The following is a 23,035-nucleotide window of genomic DNA, read 5'->3' as shown; positions in this document are numbered from 1 at the left end:
ATTGCTGGTGGTTAAACCAAGAATCTTGCAGCGGTAAACACCGCCATACCGATCACTAAAGTGCTGAGCATTTTCTTGGTCACATAGAAAGCAATGATGGCTGCAATGCCTCCCCAAATATTGGGAAGTTTGAGATTAAATTCAGCCACACTGCTTGCGCTCGCTGGAAGAAAAATCTCTGGTGCCAAGATAGCAATCATGGCAGCCAGTGGCGCGAATCGAATCGCTTCTAATACCCAGGGCGCCACCTTGATCCGCTCCCCCAGTATGAGGAAGAAGCTGCGGGTCCAGGCAGTCACAAGGGACATACCCAGAATCAATAGAAAAATATGGGTATTCATTTCCATTAGGGAGTCATTCCCTTTGGCGACTTGTCAGTTTTCATACCCACCACAATGGCAGCAATAATTGCTAAGACAATGTTTAAGCGAAATGGCATACCGTAGGCCATGACCGCCACCACCCCAGCAGTTACTGCAGCCCAGCGTGCAGAATCACGATCGAGCATGGGCACAATGATCGCCACCAAGGCAATCGCACCAGCAAACTCAAGACCCCAGCTATTAGGTATCTGATTGGCAAACAGTATTCCAGTAATAGAACCTATCTGCCACAGAACCCAGTTAGAAATCTGCATACCCATTAACCAATACATCTGCAAATGCTTGGTATTGGCTCGCTGTTCAGCAATGGTTTGTGGCGTTGTATAACGCCGGATAAAAAACAGATAGCTAAAGTCAGCCGTACAGTAACCGAGTATCACCCGTCGCCAAGTAGGTAGATAAGCAAAGTGCGCTTGCAGTCCAAGACTAAAAATCACAAAACGTAAGTTCACCATGAATGAGGTGACCAGGATCATCCACACTGGCAGTCCAGCAGCGATCAGTGGGAGCGCCGCTAACTGCGATACGCCTGCATAGACAAACAGACTCATAGCCAATGCTTCATACAGCGTTAGCGTTGACTTGGCCATCGCAATTCCCGTAACCAATCCCCATGTGAGAATCGTTACACCAGAGCGAGACATCTCCTTGAAACCATCAACAAAGACTTGCTTTTGTTCTGGTGTCATATTGAGAGCTAGAGACCCATCATCCGATGCAAAATCTTGGGCTTCATTTCTTCCCAGAGGCTTTCAAAATCTTCAGTTTTTTCATCTGACAATTGAATCGGCTCAAAAAGACCACCGAACACGATCGTCTGCTTCTTCACCAAAGTCTTATCAAACTCCGTCAAGCCAATGGGCTTGTCATCAATATCCCTGGTCAATTGCGCAGAGCACACTATCGCATCTTGATCATCATGATCCACTACTGCAAACTCAATATATTGCTGATTCTTTTCCACAATGACTAAAGTGCCCCTGGCATAGCAGACAGCTTCATGCGCTTGGACGATGAAGGCCAAGAATTGATTCTCTTCATCCCGCTCCATTCCCAAATCATCAATGAAGAAAAGATATTGACTACCCTCGCCGTTTACTAAGGTAAAAACTTTAGGTGTTACGCCATGGCCTAAGACGAGGTTCTGATAATAGGTAGAGATTTCAACTGCTAGATTTTCAGCGAAGAGATGCATAAGTAACTCGCGGTGACTAAGTCAAATGTTTCTTGAAAAATTCGAGGGAGCGCTTCCATGCCATCTCAGCAGACTCATGGTGATATTGCAAAGGCGCTAGACCGCGTGAGTCAGATTTAGGGTTTGCAAAAGCATGTTTTGCATCATAGCGATGAAATTCATGATGAACCCCTGCTGCTTTTAACTTCTTCTCTAACTCATCCACGCCGGCTGGTGAGAAAAACTCATCCTGGAGCGACCAGTGGGCCATCATTGGCGTAGTGATATTTTTAGCATCTACAAATTCTGCGGGTGGATTGCCATACCAAACAACTGTCGCATCGACCTCTGGTACGAAACAGGCTGTGAGTACCGTGAGCGCACCGCCCATGCAGAAACCAGTCACCCCTACTTTTGCGCTGCCTGTAGCCTTGAGGTACTGAACTGCACCACGAATATCTTGAGATGCGGCATCACCAAAATCCAAATCATTCATGAGATGCTCGGCCTCATTTGCCTCAAGCGCCAACTTCCCACGGTATAAATCAGGAACCAATGCGCGATAACCAGACTTCGCAAAACGATCGGCAACTTCTTTAATCTGATCATCCATGCCCCACCACTCTTGAATCACCACAACTCCAGGAGCATTTGTCACATTAGCGGGCTCAGCCAAATAACCGTTTACTGTTTTGCCATCAGGCCTTGTAAATTGAATCACGACTACTCCTTTAGTTTTTTTTAGGATCTGAATGAATATATCCTACCAGCCAAATAGTCAACAAACCACAACACGCAGCACCATAGCCAACCCAGTTATAGTGCTCCATCTTGCCATCGGCACCAATCGTTACGACCATGCCGGCCAGAACCGTTGCAATTCCTGAGGCCAACATTTGCACCGAGCCGATCAAGCTCATGAAAGTCCCTCGAATTTTATTTTCTACCACCTGACTCACCATCGCCATCGCCGGAATCATGCGCCCCGATACCAGAATAAAGAATGCAGTTGAATTAATAAGCACAATCCATAAAGGCATCACCGGCAAATTGGTCGTTACCAATAAAGGAATCAAACTCACTACTGCTAATGCGCGAAAGACTTTTACCTTTCCGTACTTATCAGCCATATGACCGATAAAACGTGAACTCATTAAGGTAGCAACCCCGCCGCATAAATAGATCAATGAGATGTAGGCAGTATTAATACCCACATTGGAGGTTAAATATAAAGCGATGTAAGGAATCACCGAGAATCCTGTGATCATGATGAAGGCCATAAATACAAAGGCCTTGATATGTTGATGCGCAAGCAAGATCTTGAGGATTTGATTGAGGCGACTCCCCTCATGAACATGGTCCAAATGCCCTGCAATCTTGGGAATATTGCGATAGCCCAAATACATAATGACTGTAGAAATCAAGGCAATAAATATGAAAGGCGCCCTCCAGCCCAAGGATGGAATGTGATGGGCTAAAAATAAACTGAGGGGAACACCTGCAACGGTTGACACTGAAAATGCTGCCATCACCGTTCCCAAAGCTTTACCTCTACGCTCAAAGGGAATGGAATCGGCCACTATGGTTTGCACTAAAGAACCTAAGATTCCACCAAACGCACCCGCAAATGCTCTCGCAATAAAGAGGGTTTCGTAACTTGGCGCCAAACCGCAAGCCAAAGTGGCAACGATGAAGCACGCATACAAACTTAAGAGTAGTTGACGACGCTCGAAACGATCGACATAGTAAGTGGCAAAGATACCTGCAATCGCAGCGGCAAACGTATAAGAAGAGAGCAATAAACCAAATTGATGGGTGTTGATGTCAAGCGCTTTAATAAACTCAGGACCCAAGGGCATCATGATCATGAAGTCCAAAATATGGGTGAACTGAATGCCTGCTAATGCCAATAAGAAGAGGCGTTCTTGGTTCTTATTGCTTGAAATAGGATGATTGCTCAATGCTGGCTTTACTTGAATTTAGGGGTATGTCATTATCGCCCCTATGACCAATCCTTGTTTTTAAGCTCATCAGCCAGGTCTTTATACTGCCATCACCCTAAAACTGCCATTCCAGATGAATACTTTCTTAAGCAACTACCCTTTTCTATTGCCGCTATTAAAAGAGATCCTGATAGGAACTGCTCTTTTATTAATGGTTCTCATTTATCACGGTAGTGCGATTAATAAAGTGACCATGAGGTTTGACCGTCTAACTGACAACAATTTGGCAAATAAGGAGTACACCTGGGTATTTTTTCACTTTTACTGTGCCTTCATCTCTATAGCCCTGATTCATATGTTTGAAGTGTTGTTATGGGCAATCTTTTTAAGGATGCTTGGTTTAATAAATGACACTTTAAGTGCGGTTATATTTTCTGGAAGTTGCTACACCACCGTGGGATTTGCTCCAGATAGTCTTCCCTGGGGATGGAAGAGCCTGGCATTCTTTATCGCCTTTACTGGCTTGTTTTCACTGGCCTGGACAACCTCAGCAATGATCAATATGACCAACATCTATCGGCAGGCTTGAAGAGCTAAATACGAACATAAATACCGCTGAGGTGCTGCTTTGCAACATTTTTCTGGGTTAGGGAGTATTATCAGGGTATACCCTAAGGAGAAGCAAAATGGCACATTCCAATACAGCCCAGTTTCATCACTCACCAAGCTTTAGTTTTAAGCCTTTATTTGCGATTCGCGACTTTTTTGCCTTAATTGCATCAGCATGGTCAGAAGCTAAGGATATGGAACAGAAAAGCCACAAAAACAGCGTAAATTGGTAATAAAACCCTGATTTATCGCTAATTTTTAGCAATTTAAGCCTGTATTAAAGAAAAGCCTCTAAAAATATTTAGGGGCTTTTTTCATGGCAGCATTCTTAAGCTATTTCTTGAAGTAATAGCCGTAAACACAGCGGTTTCCACCCCTAGAGGGGTCATGCGTATCTTGAATGACTCCATCAATTATCGCCGTTAAGTGCTTGGAAACCTTAACAATTAATACTCCAGAAGGTAGCTCATTTGGCCGTAGGTGTACTTGGCACCCGGCCCCGACTTTCATGGTAGGAACCCATTCAAAGCCAAGCCCCAGAATATAGTCATGAAACACATTACGGTGATTACCATTTCGCGGCGAAGAGCCTGTTTGATTCAATCGTCTGGCGAGCTTGTCATTACGCAGATCAGCATAACTGGCATTAGCACTCCTTAGATCCTCATAGACCTGCAAATAGGGCAAACCGGATGCAATGGCAATAGACCTGACGACACAATCCCCAGCACCCCCTTTAAAGCCAACAGACCCCCTCCCCCCATCATTTCTTTTGAATGGGAATTGAGAGTGAGACCGAAAGGGGTTTAAAAAACCGAACATATTGATTGCTGGAGCCTAAATGAAAAATGGACTTGCCTTGCGACAAATCCATCTCTCAAAGCGCAGCTTAAGAGCCTTAAGCGTTTGCCTTTTTAACCTCAAGACGCCAAGCGTGTAATAGTGGTTCTGTGTAGCCATTGGGCTGCTCTAGACCTTTGAAAATCAAATCGCTAGCAGCTTTATAGGCATAAGAATCTTTGTAATTTGGCATCATTGGTTTGTAGAGTGGGTCGCCAGCATTCTGGCCATCCACGACTTTAGCCATGCGTTGCAATGCCTCATTCACTTGATCGGCAGTCACCACACCATGTAATAACCAGTTAGCAATATGCTGACTGGAGATACGTAAAGTTGCACGGTCTTCCATCAAGCCAACGTTATGAATATCCGGCACTTTAGAGCAACCAACACCTTGATCAATCCAGCGAACCACATAACCCAAGATACCTTGGCAATTGTTATCCAATTCTTGGGCAATTTCTTCTTTGGACCAGTTAGCCTTTTCCACTACTGGAACAGTCAACAAGTCGTTGATTAAAGCTTCAGCTTCTGCAGCCGTATCAAGCTTTTCCATTTCTTTTTGAAGATCAGCAACGTTTACTTCGTGATAGTGAAGCGCATGTAAGGTAGCAGCGGTTGGTGATGGTACCCAGGCGGTATTGGCACCTGCTTTTGGATGAACATGCTTTTGCTCAAGCATCGCCTTCATCATATCCGGCATCGCCCACATCCCTTTACCAATTTGAGCACGGCCACGCAATCCACAATCTAAACCTGCAAACACATTGCGACGCTCATAGGCTGATAACCATTTGCTGGTTTTCATATCACCTTTGCGCATCATTGGGCCTGCGTACATTGCTGTATGCATTTCATCGCCAGTGCGGTCCAAGAATCCTGTATTAATAAAAGCAACGCGCGCACCTGCAGCAGCAATTGCCGCTTTAATGTTGGCACTCATACGACGCTCTTCGTCCATGATGCCTAATTTCACAGTGTCAGCTGGTAAGCCAAGAATCTTCTCGACGCGACCAAAGAGTTCAGCAGCAAAGGCCACTTCTTCTGGACTATGCATCTTTGGTTTCACAATATAAACAGAGCCCTTACGGGTATTACCAATCGCCTGGCTTGCTGGACGATTAATGTCATAGAGAGCAATTAACACTGTCACTACGGCATCCAAAATACCTTCATAAATCTCTTTGCCGTCACCAGTAATGATGGCTGGGTTTGTCATTAAATGCCCTACGTTGCGCAAGAATAAGAGCGAGCGGCCATGCAAAGTGACAATGCCATCTTTAGCATTCACAGCACCAATACCTGCCTTGTATTTACGGTCAGGATTGAGGGAGCGCGTAATGGTCTTGTCACCCTTCTTTACTTCCTCAACCAAAGTCCCCTTCAAAATGCCCAACCAGTTCTCGTAAGCCAGAACCTTGTCATCAGCATCCACCGCAGCAATAGAGTCTTCCAGGTCCAAAATGGTTGACAAGGCCGCTTCTAAAACAACATCGTTGATACCGGCGGGGTCACTTGCACCAATCGTTTTTGTTTTATTAATTTCAATATCAATGTGCACGCCATTATTACGCAACAAGATCGAGCTTGGTGCTGCGGCATCACCTTGATAACCAACAAACTGCTGCTCATCTGCTAAACCTGTAGAGCTACCGTCTTTCAGTTTTACTGACAGCTTATTGCCATCCACTGTATAGGCTACTGAATCACGATGTGAGCCTTTTGCTAAAGGAGCGGATTGGTCTAAAAAGTTACGCGCAAAGGCAACAACTTTTGCACCGCGAATAGGGTTGTATGCGCCAGCTTTAGTTGCGCCATCTTCTTCAGACAGGACATCTGTACCGTAGAGAGCATCGTATAAAGAGCCCCAACGTGCATTGGCTGCATTCAATGCATAGCGCGCATTCAGAACGGGTACCACCAACTGTGGTCCAGCTTGCAGTGCTAATTCATCATCAACGTTTTTTGTCGTGCCAACTACCTTGCCGGGCACTTCATCTAAATAACCAATTTCTTTCAAAAACTTACGATACGCAGGCATATCTTTGATTGGACCAGGATTAGCTTGATGCCATTTATCCAGATCAAGCTGAATGCGATCACGTTTGGCCAACAAAGCTTCATTCTTGGGTGTCAAGTCTTTAACGAGCTCGTCAAAGCCTTTCCAAAAATCAGCACTCTTAATGCCAGTACCGGGAAGAACTTTGTCTTCAATGAAACGATAGAGGGGAGTAGCTACTTGGAGGCTATTGCAGGTAGTGCGCGCAGTCATTTTGTAAACCTTTGTTTCTGGTACGAAAGTTAATAAAAAAGGGATTTAAATATTGTCCATCAATCTTGGAATGGGTGCTGAAGCAAGATAGTTTCATCACGCTCTGGGCCTGTAGAAACCATGGCAATCGGCTTACCAGCAACCTCTTCAATACGACGTAAGAATTTTTGGGCTTCAGGTGGCAATTTATCCCACTCACGAATACCAAAAGTAGTTCCCTTCCAGCCTGGGAAATCTTCATAAATAGGTTCGCAACGTGCAACAGACTCAGCACCACGTGGCAGTACGTCTAATTTCTGACCGTCCAAGTTGTAGCCAACACATAAGCGGATGGTTTCAAATCCATCAAGTACGTCTAACTTAGTAATGCACAATCCAGATAAACCGTTTATCTGAATAGAACGCTTTAGTGCAGCAGCATCGAGCCAGCCAGTACGGCGTGGACGACCAGTTACAGAACCAAACTCTTTACCAACTTCTGCCAAGCGTATACCCACTGGATCTTGCTTGGTAGGATTGTCGTGATCATAGAGCTCACTAGGAAATGGTCCAGCACCAACACGAGTGCAATAGGCTTTCGTAATGCCTAAAATGTATTGCAAAGAATCAGGGCCTACTCCAGATCCTGCAGCAGCATTGCCTGCCACGCAGTTGCTTGATGTGACGTATGGATATGTACCGTGATCGATATCTAACAGGGTGCCTTGTGCACCTTCAAACAGTAAATTTTGTCCTGCTTGCTCGGCTGCATAAAGCGCACTAGATACATCAACCACCATCGGCTTAAGGCGCTCTGCATAAGACATGGCTTCAGCTAATGTTGTGTCGTAATTAACCGGCTCTGCACCATAGTAATTCGTGAGCATGAAATTGTGATAATCCAAATTCTCGCGCAATTGCGCTGCAAATTTTTCTGCATAGAACAAATCTTGAACGCGCAGTGCACGACGCGCTACTTTATCTTCATAGGCTGGTCCAATTCCGCGGCCAGTCGTTCCAATCTTTGCTTCGCCACGCTTTCTCTCACGAGCATGATCAATCGCTACGTGATAAGGCAGAATCAAAGTAGTTGCTTCAGAAATCTTTAAGCGCGATTGCACATCTAAGCCAGCCGCCTCAAGCTCACCAATTTCTTTAAAGAGCGCTTCAGGAGACAACACCACGCCATTGCCGATGTAGCAGATAACTTCTTTGTGCATGATTCCAGACGGGATCAAGCGCAAAATGGTTTTCTTATCACCAATGATTAAGGTATGACCAGCATTATGGCCACCCTGAAAGCGCACTACTCCTTGCGCATGATCGGTGAGCCAATCGACTACCTTACCCTTGCCTTCATCACCCCACTGGGTGCCAATGACAACGACGTTACGACCTTGAGCTTGCTGCTTTGAAGACATATTGAAATCCAAAAAGATAATTACAAAATAGGTTAATTTTTTCGAGTGTTAAAGGGCTTACTTTTTCTTTATAACTTCCCAAGAACTGCCCTGCTTTACTAATTCACGATCGCATTCATACTCGGCTGCCTCTACTATCCCGCCAGCCAATACCTGAATGACCACTTCGCCTTTACTACGCAGCTGTGCAATCACTGCATTAAGCGCAGCATCATCAATCCAAGGTGCTGCGATAGCGAGTTTGCGCACATTTAATGGTGACAAATTTGCCAAGGTCAATAAGTCCAATGAAAATCCAGTGGCTGGGCGCGGTCGTCCAAACGCTTGACCAACATGGTCATAGCGGCCACCTCTTGCAATCGGTTGTGGCAATTTTTCAACATAGGCAGCAAACATTACGCCGCTGTGATACTGATAGCCACGCAAATCGGATAAATCGACGCTGAACTCTAAACTATTAGATAAATTACTTGCAGCAGCTACTAATCGTTCAAGATCACTGAGCGCTTGATCGATAGCAGCATGTTTTGGTAGGACTTTCTTTGCTGTAGCCAATACTTCAGCACAGGGTCCATTTAATTCAGTCAATGCCATGAGTGCTTCTGCTGTTTTGGCAGGCAAACAAGTGGCCCATTGCTCGAGGCGTGGACGGTCCTTGCTTTGCAATAATTCATAAAGCGCTTCAATTGATGCTTTATCTAGATCTTGACCACTCAAAATCCCCGTCAAGATACCGGCATGAGACAAGTCTAGGTAAACCTTGTCCAAGCCAGCCAATCCCAGCGTCTTGAGTAATAGTGAGATCGCTTCAAAATCTGCTTCCCAGGTAGCGCAGCCATAAATTTCTGCACCAAGCTGCAACTCTTCGCGGGCTGAACTCCCTACCGGCGTACGAGCATGAGCTACAGAGCCCGCATAACAAAGACGAGTCACGCCCGTGCGATTAAGTAAGTGAGCATCAATACGAGCAACTTGTGGAGTGATATCGGCACGCAAACCTAAAGTGCGGCCCGATAACTGATCAACCAACTTAAAGGTCTGTAAATTGAGGTCTGAGCCAGTACCCGTTAGCAGTGAATCTAAAAACTCCAGAATCGGTGGGGCAACTAATTCATAACCATAGGATTGATATAAATCCAAGATAGCACGACGCAAAGTCTCGACCTTGCGAGCCTCTGCTGGTAAAACATCAGCAATATCTTCAGGAAGTAACCAACGATTCATGATGTACAGAATTCACTTTCTTATTTTTTGTGCAGAAACTTAAAGAACTCGCCATTAGGCTCAACTACCATGACATCTTTCTTATCTTTGAAAGAGCTACGATAGGCTTCAAGACTCTGATAGAACTGTGCAAATTGTGGATCACGTCCAAATGCTTCTGCATAAAGTGCTGTTGCCCTTGCATCTCCAGCGCCCTTAATCTTCTGGGCATCGCGGTAAGCCTCGGCCAAAATGGTATCGCGTTGTCGCTCGGCATTTGCACGAATTTTGTCAGACTCAGCAGCACCCATAGAGCGTAGTTCGTTAGCAACCCGCTTGCGCTCTGCTTCCATACGGCGATAAACAGAATCACTAATTTCTGCCAAGAGATCAACCCGCTTTAAGCGGACATCCACAATCTCGACGCCAATATCGGAAGCATCATCAGCAACCTTTTTACGAATACCTTGCATGACTTGCTCACGTTGATCGGAGATCAACTCACGCACAGTGCGCTTCGTGAATTCTTCATTGAGGGCCGAGCGCACTAATTGCGTTAATCGATCCTGAGCCAAACGCTCGTCACCTTTAAAGCTAATAAAGAATTTACGGGGATCAACAATGCGCCATTTCACATAAGAATCCACCAAGAGATTTTTCTTTTCGGCAGTAATAAAACGCTCTGCTTCCGGATTGTCGATTGTCAAAATGCGGCGGTCAAAGAAACGAACGCTTTCAAATGGGGCTGGGTATTTTATTTGCAGGCCTGGCTTCTCAATCACACGTACGATCTGACCAAAAGAAAACACTACCGCAAACTTTCGTTGGTCGACCACAAAAATACTGGATGACAAGACATACGTCAACGCAATGAATGCAATTGCTGCTGCGATGAGGCGATTGAAATTCATTATCTTGCCTCCCGATCGCGACTGCGCAAACCATCACGCTTATCCACATTGTTTGCTGCAGGAGCTGGACTTACTGCAGGCGCGGGAGTTGGCGCAGGATTATTGATCCCAGTTGCTCCACCGACGGTCACAGATCCTGTAGGTGTCGTTGGATTACTTGGGCTCGCTTGTGTATTTGCAGCCTGCGCACTCTCAGCGCTAACTTGGGCAACAATCTTATCCAACGGGAGATATAACAAGCTATTGCTCTTTGTAGTGTCGACCAAGACTTTGGTGACGTTGCTATACATCTCACGCATGCTATCGATATACATGCGGTCACGAGTAACCTGAGGCGCCTTCGAATATTCCACCAGGATCTGCTTGAACCTCGTAGCATCCCCTTCGGCAGTAGCCACTACGCGTGCCTTATAACCCTCTGCTTCCTGAATTAAGCGAGCACCAGTACCCTTGGCACGGGGAATAATGTCATTAGCATACGCCTGACCTTCACTCTTTAAACGCTCTTGGTCTTGCCCGGCTTTTACTGCGTCATCAAAAGCCGCTTGAACTTGTTCAGGTGGTTGCACGTTTTGAACGGTAACGCTGGTGACATAAATACCCGTCTTATAGCTATCCAAGATTTTCTGAATGGAGCTCGCTAAATCTATGCCAATCTTTTCACGCCCTTCGTAGAGAACGGTATCCATCTTGCTACGCGCCACAATTTCACGAACAGCGGTTTCTGCAGCTTGAATCACTGCCGCATCGGGATCGCGATTATTAAATAAATAATCTGTAGGATCTTTAAGTCGATATTGGACAGCAAAGCGAACGTCGATGATGTTTTCATCTTCAGTCAACATCGATGAGTCTTTTTGATTGGTTGCCTTAATTAATACTGGGCGACCTACCTCGACAGAACGTACACCCGAAAGATTGACGGTTTCATCTGACTGGATTGGCCAAGGCATTCTCCAGTTGATTCCAGGCTTGGCAGTGTAGTCATATTTACCAAAAGTCATGACGACACCAGCTTGACCTTCTTGAATAATAAAAAATCCACTACAGATCCAAACAAAGAAAACACCGGCTACTGCAAGCAGAATGCTGGCTTTAGATCCAAAGGGGTTAGTAAATTCAAATGTAGGGGTGCCACGACCGTTACCACCACCTTGACCACCACGCTCTGAAGGTGGAGGGATATCAGTACTACTAGGCTTCGGTTTTTGAGTGCTGCTCATGCCAGGCTTTTTCTTGCCGCCAAAAATGCCGGCTATCCTGTCATTGAAGTCACGCCACAGTTCATCCAAATCCGGCGGACCATCCGGCTTAGCAGCAGGCGGTTTTACAGGGGAATTATTGGGCTGAGCATCGGCGGGCTGATTTCCAGTACCAGGATCCCCTTTTGGAGTTTGATCATTGCCCTGCCCGTCTTTGGCATCTTTTGATCCATTGCTATTGTGGCTATTGCCCCAACCTGGATCATTGACCGAAAAAAGATCTAAAAATTTACGCGTCATTAGGAAGATAGCTTCGGTTGGAAATCGGATTAAATTCAGAAGACTCTGGTCGTTCGGGTAAAGGGGCTAAAAACTCTTCCGGGGCTATTTGCTTCTTGGCACGGTTGTGTTCGACCCTTATTCTATCAGTCATTTGGGAGCATTCCGCTAGGGCCGACCTTAACAAATCGAGGCCCAAGCCGGTCTGGGCTGAGAGGAAAACCTGGCTCGGGGCACCTTCGCCATCCCGCTCCAAAACAGCCCCACGGGTAAAGGTTTGAGGCATCAGATCGATCTTGTTCATCACCTCGATCCGAGGGATGTCATCAGCGCCAATTTCAGCTAAAACTGCCTCAACTTCAGCCTTTTGCTCTCTAGAAACCGGGCTACAGGCATCAATCACATGCAAAATCAGGTCGGCATGGATGGTTTCATCCAAGGTGGCTCTAAATGCCTCCACTAGCTGATGGGGTAAATCCCGGATAAATCCAACGGTATCGGAGACCACAATCGAGCCCACACCCTCCAAATGCACCCTTCTAGAGGTGGTATCTAGCGTGGCAAAAAGCTGATCGGCAGCATAGGTGCCTGCTTTAGTGAGGGCATTAAAGAGGGTTGATTTACCCGCATTGGTATAGCCCACCAGGGAAACGGAAAACACATCCTTGCGATTGCGGGCTCTTCTCTGGGTTCTTTGCTGGCGCTGTAATTTTTCGAGCTCATTTTCAAGGCGCTTGGCCTTGGTAGCCAACATCCGGCGATCCAGCTCCATTTGGGTTTCGCCAGGGCCGCCACGCACACCAATACCACCGCGCTGCCGCTCTAAGTGACTCCATGCCCGCACTAAGCGCGACATGCGATAGCGGACTTGGGCTAGTTCAACCTGCGTTTTACCAATATGACTTTGCGCTCTTTGACTAAAGATATCCAAAATCAAACCGGTACGGTCCATCACATGACGACCTAAATGACGCTCTAAGTTGCGTTGCTGAGTTGGCGAGAGTGGATGATTGAAGATGGCAAGTTCTGCGTCATTCTCCTCCATCAAGCGCTTGAGCTCATTTACCTTTCCCGAGCCAATAAATAAGGCAGGATCGGTTTTGCCTTTGCGGGCAATGACACTAGCAGTAGGAATAGATCCAGCGCTGTCAGCTAAGAGACTGAGCTCAGCCATGCTGTCAGCAAAATCTTCCCGTCCTGTATCGACACCAACCAAGACAGCGCGAGGCGCATCTACTCCAGTGTTATACAGGGCTACCTTCTTCTATACGGAAATCAATCGCACGAGCAGGGACGATTGTAGAGATCGCATGTTTGTAAACCATTTGCGTAACGGTATTACGCAACAGCACAACGTATTGATCAAATGATTCGATATTGCCTTGCAATTTAATACCGTTCACCAAGTAAATGGAAACTGGTACATGCTCCTTACGCAAAGCGTTTAGAAAAGGATCTTGTAGTAATTGAATTTGTTTGTTGTTCATACTGCTCCTTATTGATCTTGTATTTTGGGAGTCTTGCTTTTTTTATTTATGGCACCGACCTGTACTGATAATGATCTCTATTTCCTATAAGACTCTATATTGGGCTCAATTCTTCAAAAATCAAGCCCAAGACCAAAAGCTTATCTCAAAATTACTTCTTTTTGCCCTTTTTTCCCTTATCCTCATCGACGTAGGGGTTCTTTGCGGTGTTCATCTGAATGCGCAAAGGCGTTCCGCGTAACTTAAAGACATCCCTGAATCGACCTTCTAAGTATCGTTTATAGCTATCCGTCACGCCGCTGAGGGAGGTACCGTGAATCACCACAATAGGTGGATTCATGCCCCCTTGGTGTGCATAACGCAATTTTGGACGACCCATACCAACCCGTTTAGGCTGTTGATGCTCGATGGCTTCTTGCAAGATACGGGTTAAGCGTGGGGTTGGCAATTTCGCCATCGCTGCAGCATAAGCCAAATCAACGTCTTTAAATAATTCTTTGAGGCCCGTGCCCTTTTTTGCAGAAATTGGATGCACATTAGCAAAATCCAAGAAACGTAATTTTTGCGCAATCTCTAGACGAGCACGTTCTTTAACGTAGGCGTCTAGGCCATCCCATTTATTGACTGCCACCACTAAAGCACGACCTGCTTCAACAATAAATCCCGCAATGTGCGCATCTTGCTCAGAAATATCTTGCTGCGCATCCAACATCAAAATGACGACGTTGCAATCCGCAATGGCTTGCAAGGTTTTAACTACTGAAAACTTTTCAATAGCCTCAAATACTTTGCCGCGACGACGCAAGCCTGCGGTATCTACCAAGATATACGGTTTACCGTTACGCTCAAAAGGCACTTCAATCGCATCACGCGTAGTACCTGGCATATCAAACGCAATCACACGCTCTTCACCAATCAACTTATTGATTAAAGTCGACTTACCAACGTTAGGACGACCCACTACCGCAATCTTCATTGGGCGATTTGGATCGTTCGCTAATTCTTCCTCATCTGGCTCTGCAATACCTAAAGAATCGAGCGCATCATCTATGAGTCCGCGAACACCATCACCGTGTGCTGAAGAAATTGGGAAAGGCTCACCCAAACCCATTTCATGAAAGTCTGCAGTTACAACGCCAGCCTGCATACCTTCAGTTTTATTAACAGCCAATATGACAGGACGACCGGTTTTGCGTAAAAAGTCTGCAATCACGCGATCTTGTGGCGCCATACCTAATCGACCATCTACCAAGAAAATCACAATATCGGACTCAGCTACCGCCTGCTTGGTTTGCTTCGCCATTTCAGCAACAATGCCGGTCTTGGCAACCGGCTCAAATCCGCCGGTATCCACACAAATAAATGCGCGCTCACCAATACGGCCTTTGCCGTAGTGACGATCTCTCGTGAGGCCTGAAAAATCGGCTACCAATGCATCGCGTGAACGCGTCAGACGATTAAAGAGTGTCGACTTTCCAACATTGGGTCGACCGACAATGGTAATTACTGGATTCATTTTGGACTGTACGCCGCTAGTTTTCCACCTTGAGATTGAATCAAGATGAGACCGCCCACTGCAATCGGGGCGGCTGTGATTGGACTGCTATCGTGACGAAAGCGTGCAACAAGATCGCCATTCGCCTGTGAAAATGCATGCACATAACCTTCCGCATCACCCATCAGCAGAACCTTACCAATAGCCAGGGGTTCGCCTACATCACGGAATGTCAGCTTGGTGTTCTCCCAAACCTGAGTGCCATCTTTGGTAGCAAACGCAGTGACGTATGACTTTTCATTTGCAGAAAACACCATATCAGTACTTTGAGCGGTACCGGTGTAGCTAGAAAAATCTTTGAACCATAAAAGATTCCCGGTGCGTACCTGTCCACAGCCAATGCGTCCCTGATAAGAGACGGCACAAACGACATCACTCTCCATACTAGGTTTAGCAGTGACATCATTCAAACGTTCGATTTCTGAAAAGCCTTTTGGAAATGAAATGGGGGTCTCCCAAACCAATCCGCCATTCGCTATCGCGATCATGCCAAAACGGCCGCCTGAAAATCCCGTTACAACCACTTCATTGTTAATTGGCAACATGCCATAACCAACGCGTAATGACAAAGCAGATTGGGGTCGTTGATAAGTCCATTTGCGTGCGCCAGTCTGTGCATCTAAGCCCACAAAACGATTATCTAAGGCACGAACAATCACTACGCCACCAGCTACAACTGGCTCACTTAACACTTCACTGCCAATATTGACATTCCATAGCGCTTTACCAGTATCGTCAAAAGCATACACATTGCCTTTGATACCCACTACTGCGGTAGTTCGGCCATCAGAACCCGGGCCAACCGCAAGATTCTCGGGAACGGATGCTTCCCACATTTTCTTACCGGTAGCCAAATCAGTCTTGGTGACATTGCCACCATTGGATGCGGTATAGGCACCATCGCCAGCAACAGCCGGGTGAAAATTAAAGGTCTCAGAGGAACCAATATTAGTAGTCCAGACTGGCACCATCTCAAACTGATTTGCGACAGGCGTCAACTCAGCAGGCTTGCGCACGCGCGCACTGCCGGAACAGGCAACCAGAACTATGGCGATTGCACCCACCATAGAGATGCTTGCAAGACGCTTTATCGAAATCATCACTGAGCAGTTCCTCCAAGAGCATCAAGCTTAACTTTCAAGAGACGACGTGCCTCTTCAGGAAACTCTTTTGCTTGGTCTAATTTTTTCCATGCATCTTGGTAACTTGCTTTAGCTTCAGCATTTTTCTTTTGTGCTAAGTACCAATCACCGCGACGCTCGAGCCATAAAGCCTCAAATCCCTGGATAGGTTTGTCCTTCAAAAGCTGATCCGCTTCAGCGAAATCCTTTTCACTACCCTGCTCAATTAACTGCGATACCAAACGCATTTTAGCCAAAGCCAAGTAACCATCATTGGATGCATTCTTAGCAGCCCAGCGGAGGAAGTCAATTGCTTTAGCGCTATCACCAGCATCTGAGGCGATACGAGCAGCGACTAAGCTAGACATCGCAGCGTAAGGGGTGCGAGCAAAATCTTTTTGTAAATCATTGGCAGCGCGCAAAGTGAGATCTTTATCACCCTTAGCAATTGCCGCCACCATGGTTTCATAAAGCTTAGATGCTTCGGTAGCCTGATTATTGCGCCACCATTGATAACCGCTATAGGCGGCATAGGCAAACAAGGCAGCCGTCAGTACACCAGTAATGAGGTTGCGGTATTTTTGCCAAAACGCTTTGAATTGGTCTAATTGTTCTTGTTCTTCTAAATCTAAAGGCATGTCAATCCAAGCTTGTTCTTAGTTAATTAAGTTAATTCTATTCGGAGGCGCCCACTAATGCATCAATTGCTGCCTCAAGTACCCCATCCAAAGCTACGGCTTTCTGCTCACCGCTACCCCGTAAGTCCTTTAGCTGAGCCTCATCCTTCGCCAATTCATCAGGTCCGATGATGACGGCAAAAGCAGCCCCACTACTATCGGCCTTCTTCATTTGCGACTTAAAGCTCGCGGATTGGCCATCCGGAGGGCAAAACAAAATGGTATCTATGCCCGCGCTACGCAAGCGCTCAGCAATGATCATGGCTGCAGTCAATGTCTCGCCACCCTGATGCAATACAAAGATATCGCATTGAGCCTGAGCTTCGGGAGTTGATCCAGAAACCTTCATCAACTCCAAAACACGCTCCATACCCATCGCCCAACCGCAAGCAGGAGCTGCTTTGCCACCCATACGTTCAATTAATGGATCGTAGCGGCCACCGCCAGCAATTGTTCCCTGCGCACCAAGCTCCTCGGTAATCCACTCAAAAACCGTGAGGTTGTAATAATCCAAGCCTCGCACTAAACGCGGATTAATTTTGCAAGGAATATTGTTCGCTTTGAGCAAGGCTTGCACTGCATTGAAGTGAGCAAGGGATTCCTCGCCCAAGAAATCCAATAACTTTGGAGCACCTTCAATCAACACTTGCATCTCTGGATTTTTAGAATCCAGAATCCGCAATGGATTAGTCAGTAAACGGCGTTGTGAATCTTCGTCCAACTGAGATTGGTTTTTCTCAAAGTATGTGACTAAGGCTGCGCGATGTTCGGCACGCTCATTCGCCTGACCTAAGGAGTTAATCTCAAGACGCACTCCTTTTAAACCCAGCTCATCCCATAGACGCTGCCCCATCAGAATAATTTCTGCATCAATATCGGGGCCAGCAAAGCCTAAGGCTTCGATTCCAAACTGATGAAACTGACGATAGCGACCACGCTGTGGACGCTCATGACGAAACATAGGGCCCGTATACCAAAGGCGCTTTGGACCTTCGTATAACAAATTATTTTCAATCACGGATCGCACGAGTGCTGCGGTACCTTCTGGTCGTAAGGTGAGTTGCTCACCATTTAAACGATCCTCAAAGGAATACATTTCTTTTTCAACAATATCGGTAACTTCGCCGATACCCCGTTGAAATACGGCCGTAGCTTCTACGATGGGCGTTCTTAAAAACTCATATCCATAGGCACGGGTAAGATCGCGCAATACATGCTCCAGATGCGCCCACTGAGCAGCATCCGCTGGCAATAAATCATTCATACCACGAACGCCATTTATCTTCTGTACTTTGGCTTGGTTCTTTGGATCAGTCATTTTTTATTATTGTTCTAGTTCAGATGGATTCTTTGGCGGCGTAATTCTGTTTGACATAGTCATCCACAATCACTTGAAACTCTTGGGCGATATTTTCGCCACGCAATGTTTTTACTTTAACGCCATCGACAAAAACAGGAGCAGCCGGAGTCTCACCGGTGCCCGGCAAAGAGATACCAATATTGGCATGCTTACTCTCTCCTGGTCCATTGACGATGCACCCCATCACAGCGACATTCATATTCTCAACACCTGGATGGGTTTTCTTCCAAATTGGCATTTGCTGGCGTAAATACGATTGAATATTGGCGGCTAACTCTTGGAAGGTAGTACTAGTCGTTCTGCCACATCCAGGACATGCAATCACCATTGGTGTGAAATTGCGTAGACCCATGGTTTGTAAGATCTCTTGCGCAACAATCACTTCATTCTCACGAGGTGCACCAGGATCTGGCGTTAAGGAAACCCGAATCGTATCGCCAATACCTTCTTGCAACAGGATGCCCATTGCCGCAGTAGAAGACACAATGCCTTTGCTACCCATACCCGCTTCAGTTAAACCCAAATGCAGTGGATAGTCAGAGCGACGCGAGAGATCGCGATAGACCGCCACCAGATCTTGCACATTACTCACCTTGCAAGAGAGCAAAATTTGATCGGGATTCATACCAAACTCGACTGCTTTTTCTGCAGACTGTAAAGCAGACTGAATTAAGGCTTCGATCATGACTTCTTGAGCCGTTTTAGGAACTGGTAAGGCTGCATTACTATCCATAATGGACGCTAAGAGGTCTTGATCTAAGCTTCCCCAGTTCACACCAATGCGAATTGGCTTGTCATACTTGCATGCTGCTTCAATCATTTGTGCAAACTGTGGATCGCGCTTAGCGCCCTTCCCCACATTGCCAGGATTAATGCGGTACTTAGAGAGCGCTTTTGCGCAATCCGGAAAATCATTTAATAGCGTATGGCCGTTATAGTGAAAGTCGCCAATCAGCGGCACTAAGACATCCATCTTATCTAACTGCTCGCGAATGTAAGGCACTGCTGCTGCAGCCTCTGGTGTGTTCACGGTAATGCGCACCATCTCTGAACCAGCACGGGCCAATTCTTTTACTTGAATTGCAGTGCCTACTGCATCGGCAGTATCGGTATTGGTCATTGACTGCACGCGCACCGGTGCATCCCCACCAACCGTAATGATGTTCGTTTTCCAGGCAACCGTTGCTTGACGGGTTGCACGCTTAGGAGATGGTCCGAGCGGAAGTGGAGGTAAGGCGCTCATAATATTAATCCAACCTCTTGAGCCATTCAATCGGCTGCTCTTGTACTTCTGTTTGAATAATTTCTGCGTCATGTACAGCGCGTTCACGTACTCGAGTGCGGTCTACTACATCACCAGCCAATTGTCCGCAAGCAGCAGCAATATCATCACCACGCGTTTTGCGCACTGTAGCCACCATGCCTGCATCCAACAAGATGCTAGCAAAGGCATGAACCCGCTGGGCCGTTGAGCGCTTGAGACCAGACTCTGGGAAAGGATTGAAAGGAATTAAATTCACTTTGCATTTAATATTTTTAAGCAATCGTACTAATTCTTTTGCCTGGACATCGGAATCATTCACACCATCGAGCATGCAATATTCAAAGGTCAAAAAATCTCTCGGTGCAAATGGCAAATAACGCTCACAGGCATCGAGCAATTCTCGCAAAGGGTATTTCTGATTGAGTGGTACCAGCTGATCACGTAATGCATCATTCGGCGCATGCAAAGAAACCGCTAATGCGACCGGACAATCTTGTGCCAGACGATCAATCATCGGCACTACACCTGAGGTGGAAACTGTCACACGTCGACGCGATAAACCATAAGCCCTGTCATCTAACATGAGACGCAAGGCGGTCACTACATTGTCGTAATTGAGCAATGGCTCGCCCATACCCATCATCACGACATTCGAGATCACGCGACCAGTGTGCTCCCAACCTGGGGTTGGATATTTCTCAATTCTGCGAACCGCTTCTGGATCATTACGTAAAAGATGTTCGGCAAACCATAGCTGCCCAATGATTTCACCAGCAGTGAGATTGCGCGAGAAGCCTTGATGCCCAGTTGAGCAAAAACGGCAGTTCACTGCGCAACCTGCCTGAGAAGAGATGCATAAAGTGCCGCGACCATCCTCAGGAATAAAAACGGACTCCACCGCATTACCGGCGCCCACGTCTAGCAACCACTTGCGTGTGCCATCGTATGCATGTTCATCTTTGATAACGGGAAGAGAAAGAATTTCTGCTTTATCTAGCAAGTTCGCTCTAAAGCTTTTTGCTAAATCACTCATGTCATTGATATCGGAAACACCACGTTGGTGTATCCACTGCATGAGCTGCTTTGCCCTAAAGGGCTTTTCATTCAACCCCGCGACATACGCCGCCATTTGGTCAGCGTCAAAATCTAAGAGATTTACGCGCGGGGAGGTCAATGCGCCTACTTATAAATAGGTTATTGATTAACGATTAAAAACATTCATGCCTGGGAAGAAGAAAGCAACTTCCACGGCAGCTGTTTCAGGAGCATCGGAACCATGAACAGCGTTAGCATCAATGCTGTCAGCAAAATCAGCACGAATAGTGCCTTTATCTGCTTTCTTAGGATCAGTAGCGCCCATCAAATCGCGATTCTTAGCAATAGCGCCTTCGCCTTGCAATACTTGAATCATGACTGGACCAGAAATCATGAAGTTCACCAAATCCTTGAAAAAAGGACGGGCAGCGTGAACAGCGTAAAACTGCTCTGCTTCTGATTGTGAGAGATGCGCCATTTTGGACGCGATAATCTTCAAACCAGCAGATTCAAAACGGTCATAGATTTTGCCAATGACGTTTTTAGCGACAGCATCAGGTTTGATAATAGATAGGGTGCGTTCAATTGCCATTCAAGACTCCAATAGTGATTTCAAAGATTTTTGTGGGAAAGAGCTAAAACTGGCCTAAGCCTCGCCCTATTCCGACGACCCCCAAATTATACATTGCTTGACCGTATTTACCCCTATATAAGCAGGGCTAAGCCTTTGAATTTACAGGGCATAACCCCATGATTTGTAGTCTTTTTAAATAGGACCTTGAAATTCACCCATTTTGTCTATACTTAATCTCAACAGCCCTTCATGGGCTCTTGTAATAACGATAAAGAAGGAGTCAATATGAGTGATCTGAACTCTTACGGCTTTGGGCAAACAGGCTCAATTAGCACCGCCCAGATACGTAACCGCGTACTGCGCAATACCTATGCCTTATTGGCACTATCCATGGTTCCTACCGTGATTGGCGCTTGGCTTGGCATTGCGATGGGCTTTAACTTCATGGCACAAAGCCCATTTCTTGGCTTTGTAGTATTCATGGCAGTTGCCTTCGGCTTCTTCTGGGCCATCGAGAAAAACAAAGATACCGGTGTAGGCGTACTGCTCCTCCTCGGCTTTACCTTCTTCATGGGTCTCATGCTATCCCGCTTAGTTGGCTACACCTTGAACAGCTACAGTAACGGCGCTTCCCTGGTGATGCTCTCATTTGGCGGAACAGCGTTGATTTTTGCAACGATGGCAACCATCGCCACAGTGAGCAAGAGTGACTTTTCCAGCATGGCTAAATGGCTCTTGGTTGGTGTACTGCTCTTGATCGTGGCCTCTTTAGCCAACATCTGGTTGCAACTGCCTGCCTTGATGTTGACTGTCATGGTGCTAGCAATTGCGATCTTCTCAGCCTTTATCTTGGTTGACGTGCAGCGCGTAGTGCATGGTGGTGAAACTAACTACATCATGGCTACCTTAGCGATCTACTTAGATGTGTATAACGTCTTCACTAACTTGCTCGCACTCTTGGGTATTTTCGGTGGCAATCGAGACTAAGCGCTAAGGCCTTAGCCCTAATGAATAAAAGGCGCCCTAGGCGCCTTTTTTCTTCGCCATCTTGTTCATGCTACTTCGCAGTTAGATCGTCACACCAAGCGTAATAGGTATTAATCCATTTCCCGAATGGACCCTCGTTAACGCGACCCGAACCACAACCAACGAGTTTGTTGTCGACGATGTCATACACACCGGAGCCACCCTTGTAAGCTATCTGTAGCTTCTTACCATCTGCAGAAATCGTACCGATTTCATAAGCTTTGTATGCTGGGTTTTGATAAGTGAACTCAACGTGCTGGCCATCCTGCTTGAGGATAGTTAAAGTTGCCGCTTCTTTTTGTGTTTGAATCTTGGGATTCTTTTGTGACGAATTAATAGAAGTTTCAGCTGTGCTACCGGCATACACCTTGGCCAAAGTAGGAATGCTCTGGGCATTTACAAGGAAACTCATCCCGAGGCCAAGCGTGAGGCCAATGATTGATTTCATAAGATACCTTCGTGTGAAATTAGTAAAGATTACAACGCTGTTTTATCACACTAGGGTATCGAGTTACCGTCTTATCAAGCTAGTTTGCAACAAACATGTTTACCGCATAAGACAGCGCAATCAGAATCAAAATGATCGTAAAACTATCCGAGGCTCTCATGACGCACTCCTATTAGAGTAATGAAACGCTAACGGCCTGACATCTCCGCACAAGCTCAATCTACTCTTATATAAGACTGCCTACTCCATCTAATGCACCGCAATCAGGCGAA

General features: G+C 46.3%; 23 protein-coding genes. 3 read left to right on the top strand and 20 right to left on the bottom strand.

Features of this window, described 5'->3' with window-relative positions; all coding sequences use genetic code 11:
* Window positions 1–11: 11 nt before the first annotated feature.
* The 5 genes from ICN47_RS01160 to ICN47_RS01140 are packed head-to-tail and all read right to left on the bottom strand — an operon-like array spanning window position 12 to window position 3,518.
* The gene (locus ICN47_RS01160) at window positions 12–347 is read right to left on the bottom strand and encodes an AzlD domain-containing protein (RefSeq protein WP_216218081.1); all 336 of its coding nucleotides are present in this window, start codon (window positions 345–347) and stop codon (window positions 12–14) included.
* Window positions 347–1,072: an AzlC family ABC transporter permease gene (locus ICN47_RS01155; protein WP_216218080.1), complete on the bottom strand. Its 726-nt coding sequence runs from the start codon at window positions 1,070–1,072 to the stop codon at window positions 347–349. The genes ICN47_RS01160 and ICN47_RS01155 overlap by 1 nt, the downstream gene beginning before the upstream one ends.
* Before the next feature lie 8 nt (window positions 1,073–1,080).
* Window positions 1,081–1,578: a hypothetical protein gene (locus ICN47_RS01150; RefSeq protein WP_216218079.1), complete on the bottom strand. Its 498-nt coding sequence runs from the start codon at window positions 1,576–1,578 to the stop codon at window positions 1,081–1,083.
* A gap of 16 nt (window positions 1,579–1,594) precedes the next feature.
* Window positions 1,595–2,278: a dienelactone hydrolase family protein gene (locus ICN47_RS01145; protein WP_216218078.1), complete on the bottom strand. Its 684-nt coding sequence runs from the start codon at window positions 2,276–2,278 to the stop codon at window positions 1,595–1,597.
* Between the two features lie 10 nt (window positions 2,279–2,288).
* Window positions 2,289–3,518 (bottom strand): MFS transporter, encoded by a 1,230-nt coding sequence (locus ICN47_RS01140; protein ID WP_255538871.1) that lies wholly within the window; start codon window positions 3,516–3,518, stop codon window positions 2,289–2,291.
* A gap of 115 nt (window positions 3,519–3,633) precedes the next feature.
* On the opposite strand from ICN47_RS01140, the gene ICN47_RS01135 reads away from it, so the two are divergent.
* Both ICN47_RS01135 and ICN47_RS01130 read left to right on the top strand, forming a co-directional pair.
* Complete coding sequence (locus tag ICN47_RS01135; RefSeq protein ID WP_216218077.1) at window positions 3,634–4,089, top strand: hypothetical protein; 456 nt, start codon at window positions 3,634–3,636, stop codon at window positions 4,087–4,089.
* A gap of 97 nt (window positions 4,090–4,186) precedes the next feature.
* A complete protein-coding gene (locus ICN47_RS01130; protein ID WP_216218076.1) occupies window positions 4,187–4,342 on the top strand; it encodes a hypothetical protein in 156 nt (51 codons plus the stop codon).
* A gap of 665 nt (window positions 4,343–5,007) precedes the next feature.
* On the opposite strand, the gene ICN47_RS01125 is transcribed toward ICN47_RS01130, so the two are convergent.
* From ICN47_RS01125 to ndk, 14 genes are all read right to left on the bottom strand, one after another.
* Window positions 5,008–7,221 (bottom strand): malate synthase G, encoded by a 2,214-nt coding sequence (locus ICN47_RS01125; RefSeq protein WP_216218075.1) that lies wholly within the window; start codon window positions 7,219–7,221, stop codon window positions 5,008–5,010.
* A gap of 59 nt (window positions 7,222–7,280) precedes the next feature.
* Complete coding sequence (locus tag ICN47_RS01120; RefSeq protein WP_216218074.1) at window positions 7,281–8,621, bottom strand: adenylosuccinate synthase; 1,341 nt, start codon at window positions 8,619–8,621, stop codon at window positions 7,281–7,283.
* A gap of 57 nt (window positions 8,622–8,678) precedes the next feature.
* On the bottom strand, window positions 8,679–9,845 hold the full coding sequence (locus ICN47_RS01115) for an ATP phosphoribosyltransferase regulatory subunit (protein WP_216218073.1): 1,167 nt from the start codon (window positions 9,843–9,845) through the stop codon (window positions 8,679–8,681).
* 20 nt (window positions 9,846–9,865) lie between these two features.
* Complete coding sequence (gene hflC / locus ICN47_RS01110) at window positions 9,866–10,735, bottom strand: protease modulator HflC (RefSeq protein ID WP_216218072.1); 870 nt, start codon at window positions 10,733–10,735, stop codon at window positions 9,866–9,868.
* Window positions 10,735–12,237: an FtsH protease activity modulator HflK gene (hflK, locus tag ICN47_RS01105; protein ID WP_216218071.1), complete on the bottom strand. Its 1,503-nt coding sequence runs from the start codon at window positions 12,235–12,237 to the stop codon at window positions 10,735–10,737. Before hflK ends, hflC begins: the two co-directional genes overlap by 1 nt.
* On the bottom strand, window positions 12,227–13,468 hold the full coding sequence (gene hflX, locus ICN47_RS01100; RefSeq protein ID WP_255538891.1) for a GTPase HflX: 1,242 nt from the start codon (window positions 13,466–13,468) through the stop codon (window positions 12,227–12,229). The genes hflK and hflX overlap by 11 nt, the downstream gene beginning before the upstream one ends.
* Window positions 13,461–13,703, bottom strand: coding sequence for an RNA chaperone Hfq (gene hfq / locus ICN47_RS01095; protein ID WP_216218069.1), 243 nt, complete (start codon window positions 13,701–13,703; stop codon window positions 13,461–13,463). Before hfq ends, hflX begins: the two co-directional genes overlap by 8 nt.
* Before the next feature lie 151 nt (window positions 13,704–13,854).
* Window positions 13,855–15,219, bottom strand: a complete 1,365-nt coding sequence (gene der, locus ICN47_RS01090) for a ribosome biogenesis GTPase Der (RefSeq protein ID WP_216218068.1) — start codon at window positions 15,217–15,219, stop codon at window positions 13,855–13,857.
* Window positions 15,216–16,358 carry an outer membrane protein assembly factor BamB gene (bamB, locus tag ICN47_RS01085; RefSeq protein WP_216218283.1) on the bottom strand — a complete coding sequence of 381 codons (1,143 nt, stop codon included), beginning with the start codon at window positions 16,356–16,358 and terminating at the stop codon, window positions 15,216–15,218. The genes der and bamB overlap by 4 nt, the downstream gene beginning before the upstream one ends.
* Window positions 16,358–17,017: a tetratricopeptide repeat protein gene (locus ICN47_RS01080; protein WP_216218067.1), complete on the bottom strand. Its 660-nt coding sequence runs from the start codon at window positions 17,015–17,017 to the stop codon at window positions 16,358–16,360. The genes bamB and ICN47_RS01080 overlap by 1 nt, the downstream gene beginning before the upstream one ends.
* 37 nt (window positions 17,018–17,054) lie before the next feature.
* A complete protein-coding gene (hisS, locus tag ICN47_RS01075; protein ID WP_216218066.1) occupies window positions 17,055–18,374 on the bottom strand; it encodes a histidine--tRNA ligase in 1,320 nt (439 codons plus the stop codon).
* Window positions 18,375–18,393: 19 nt separating this feature from the next.
* A complete protein-coding gene (ispG, locus tag ICN47_RS01070) occupies window positions 18,394–19,659 on the bottom strand; it encodes a flavodoxin-dependent (E)-4-hydroxy-3-methylbut-2-enyl-diphosphate synthase (protein ID WP_216218065.1) in 1,266 nt (421 codons plus the stop codon).
* 4 nt (window positions 19,660–19,663) lie between these two features.
* The gene (rlmN, locus tag ICN47_RS01065) at window positions 19,664–20,854 is read right to left on the bottom strand and encodes a 23S rRNA (adenine(2503)-C(2))-methyltransferase RlmN (RefSeq protein ID WP_216218064.1); all 1,191 of its coding nucleotides are present in this window, start codon (window positions 20,852–20,854) and stop codon (window positions 19,664–19,666) included.
* A 27-nt stretch (window positions 20,855–20,881) separates the two neighbouring features.
* Window positions 20,882–21,307 carry a nucleoside-diphosphate kinase gene (ndk, locus tag ICN47_RS01060; protein ID WP_216218063.1) on the bottom strand — a complete coding sequence of 142 codons (426 nt, stop codon included), beginning with the start codon at window positions 21,305–21,307 and terminating at the stop codon, window positions 20,882–20,884.
* Window positions 21,308–21,574: 267 nt separating this feature from the next.
* Between ndk and ICN47_RS01055 the strand changes: the two genes are divergently transcribed.
* Window positions 21,575–22,276 (top strand): Bax inhibitor-1 family protein, encoded by a 702-nt coding sequence (locus ICN47_RS01055; RefSeq protein ID WP_216218062.1) that lies wholly within the window; start codon window positions 21,575–21,577, stop codon window positions 22,274–22,276.
* Window positions 22,277–22,346: 70 nt separating this feature from the next.
* Here the strand turns inward: ICN47_RS01055 and ICN47_RS01050 are convergent, their stop codons facing one another.
* Window positions 22,347–22,763, bottom strand: a complete 417-nt coding sequence (locus tag ICN47_RS01050; RefSeq protein WP_216218061.1) for a hypothetical protein — start codon at window positions 22,761–22,763, stop codon at window positions 22,347–22,349.
* Window positions 22,764–23,035: the final 272 nt, after the last annotated feature.

Source organism: Polynucleobacter sp. AP-Latsch-80-C2 (genome assembly GCF_018882185.1).
Lineage (GTDB): Bacteria > Pseudomonadota > Gammaproteobacteria > Burkholderiales > Burkholderiaceae > Polynucleobacter.
This window is presented reverse-complemented; position numbering and strand designations above follow the sequence as displayed.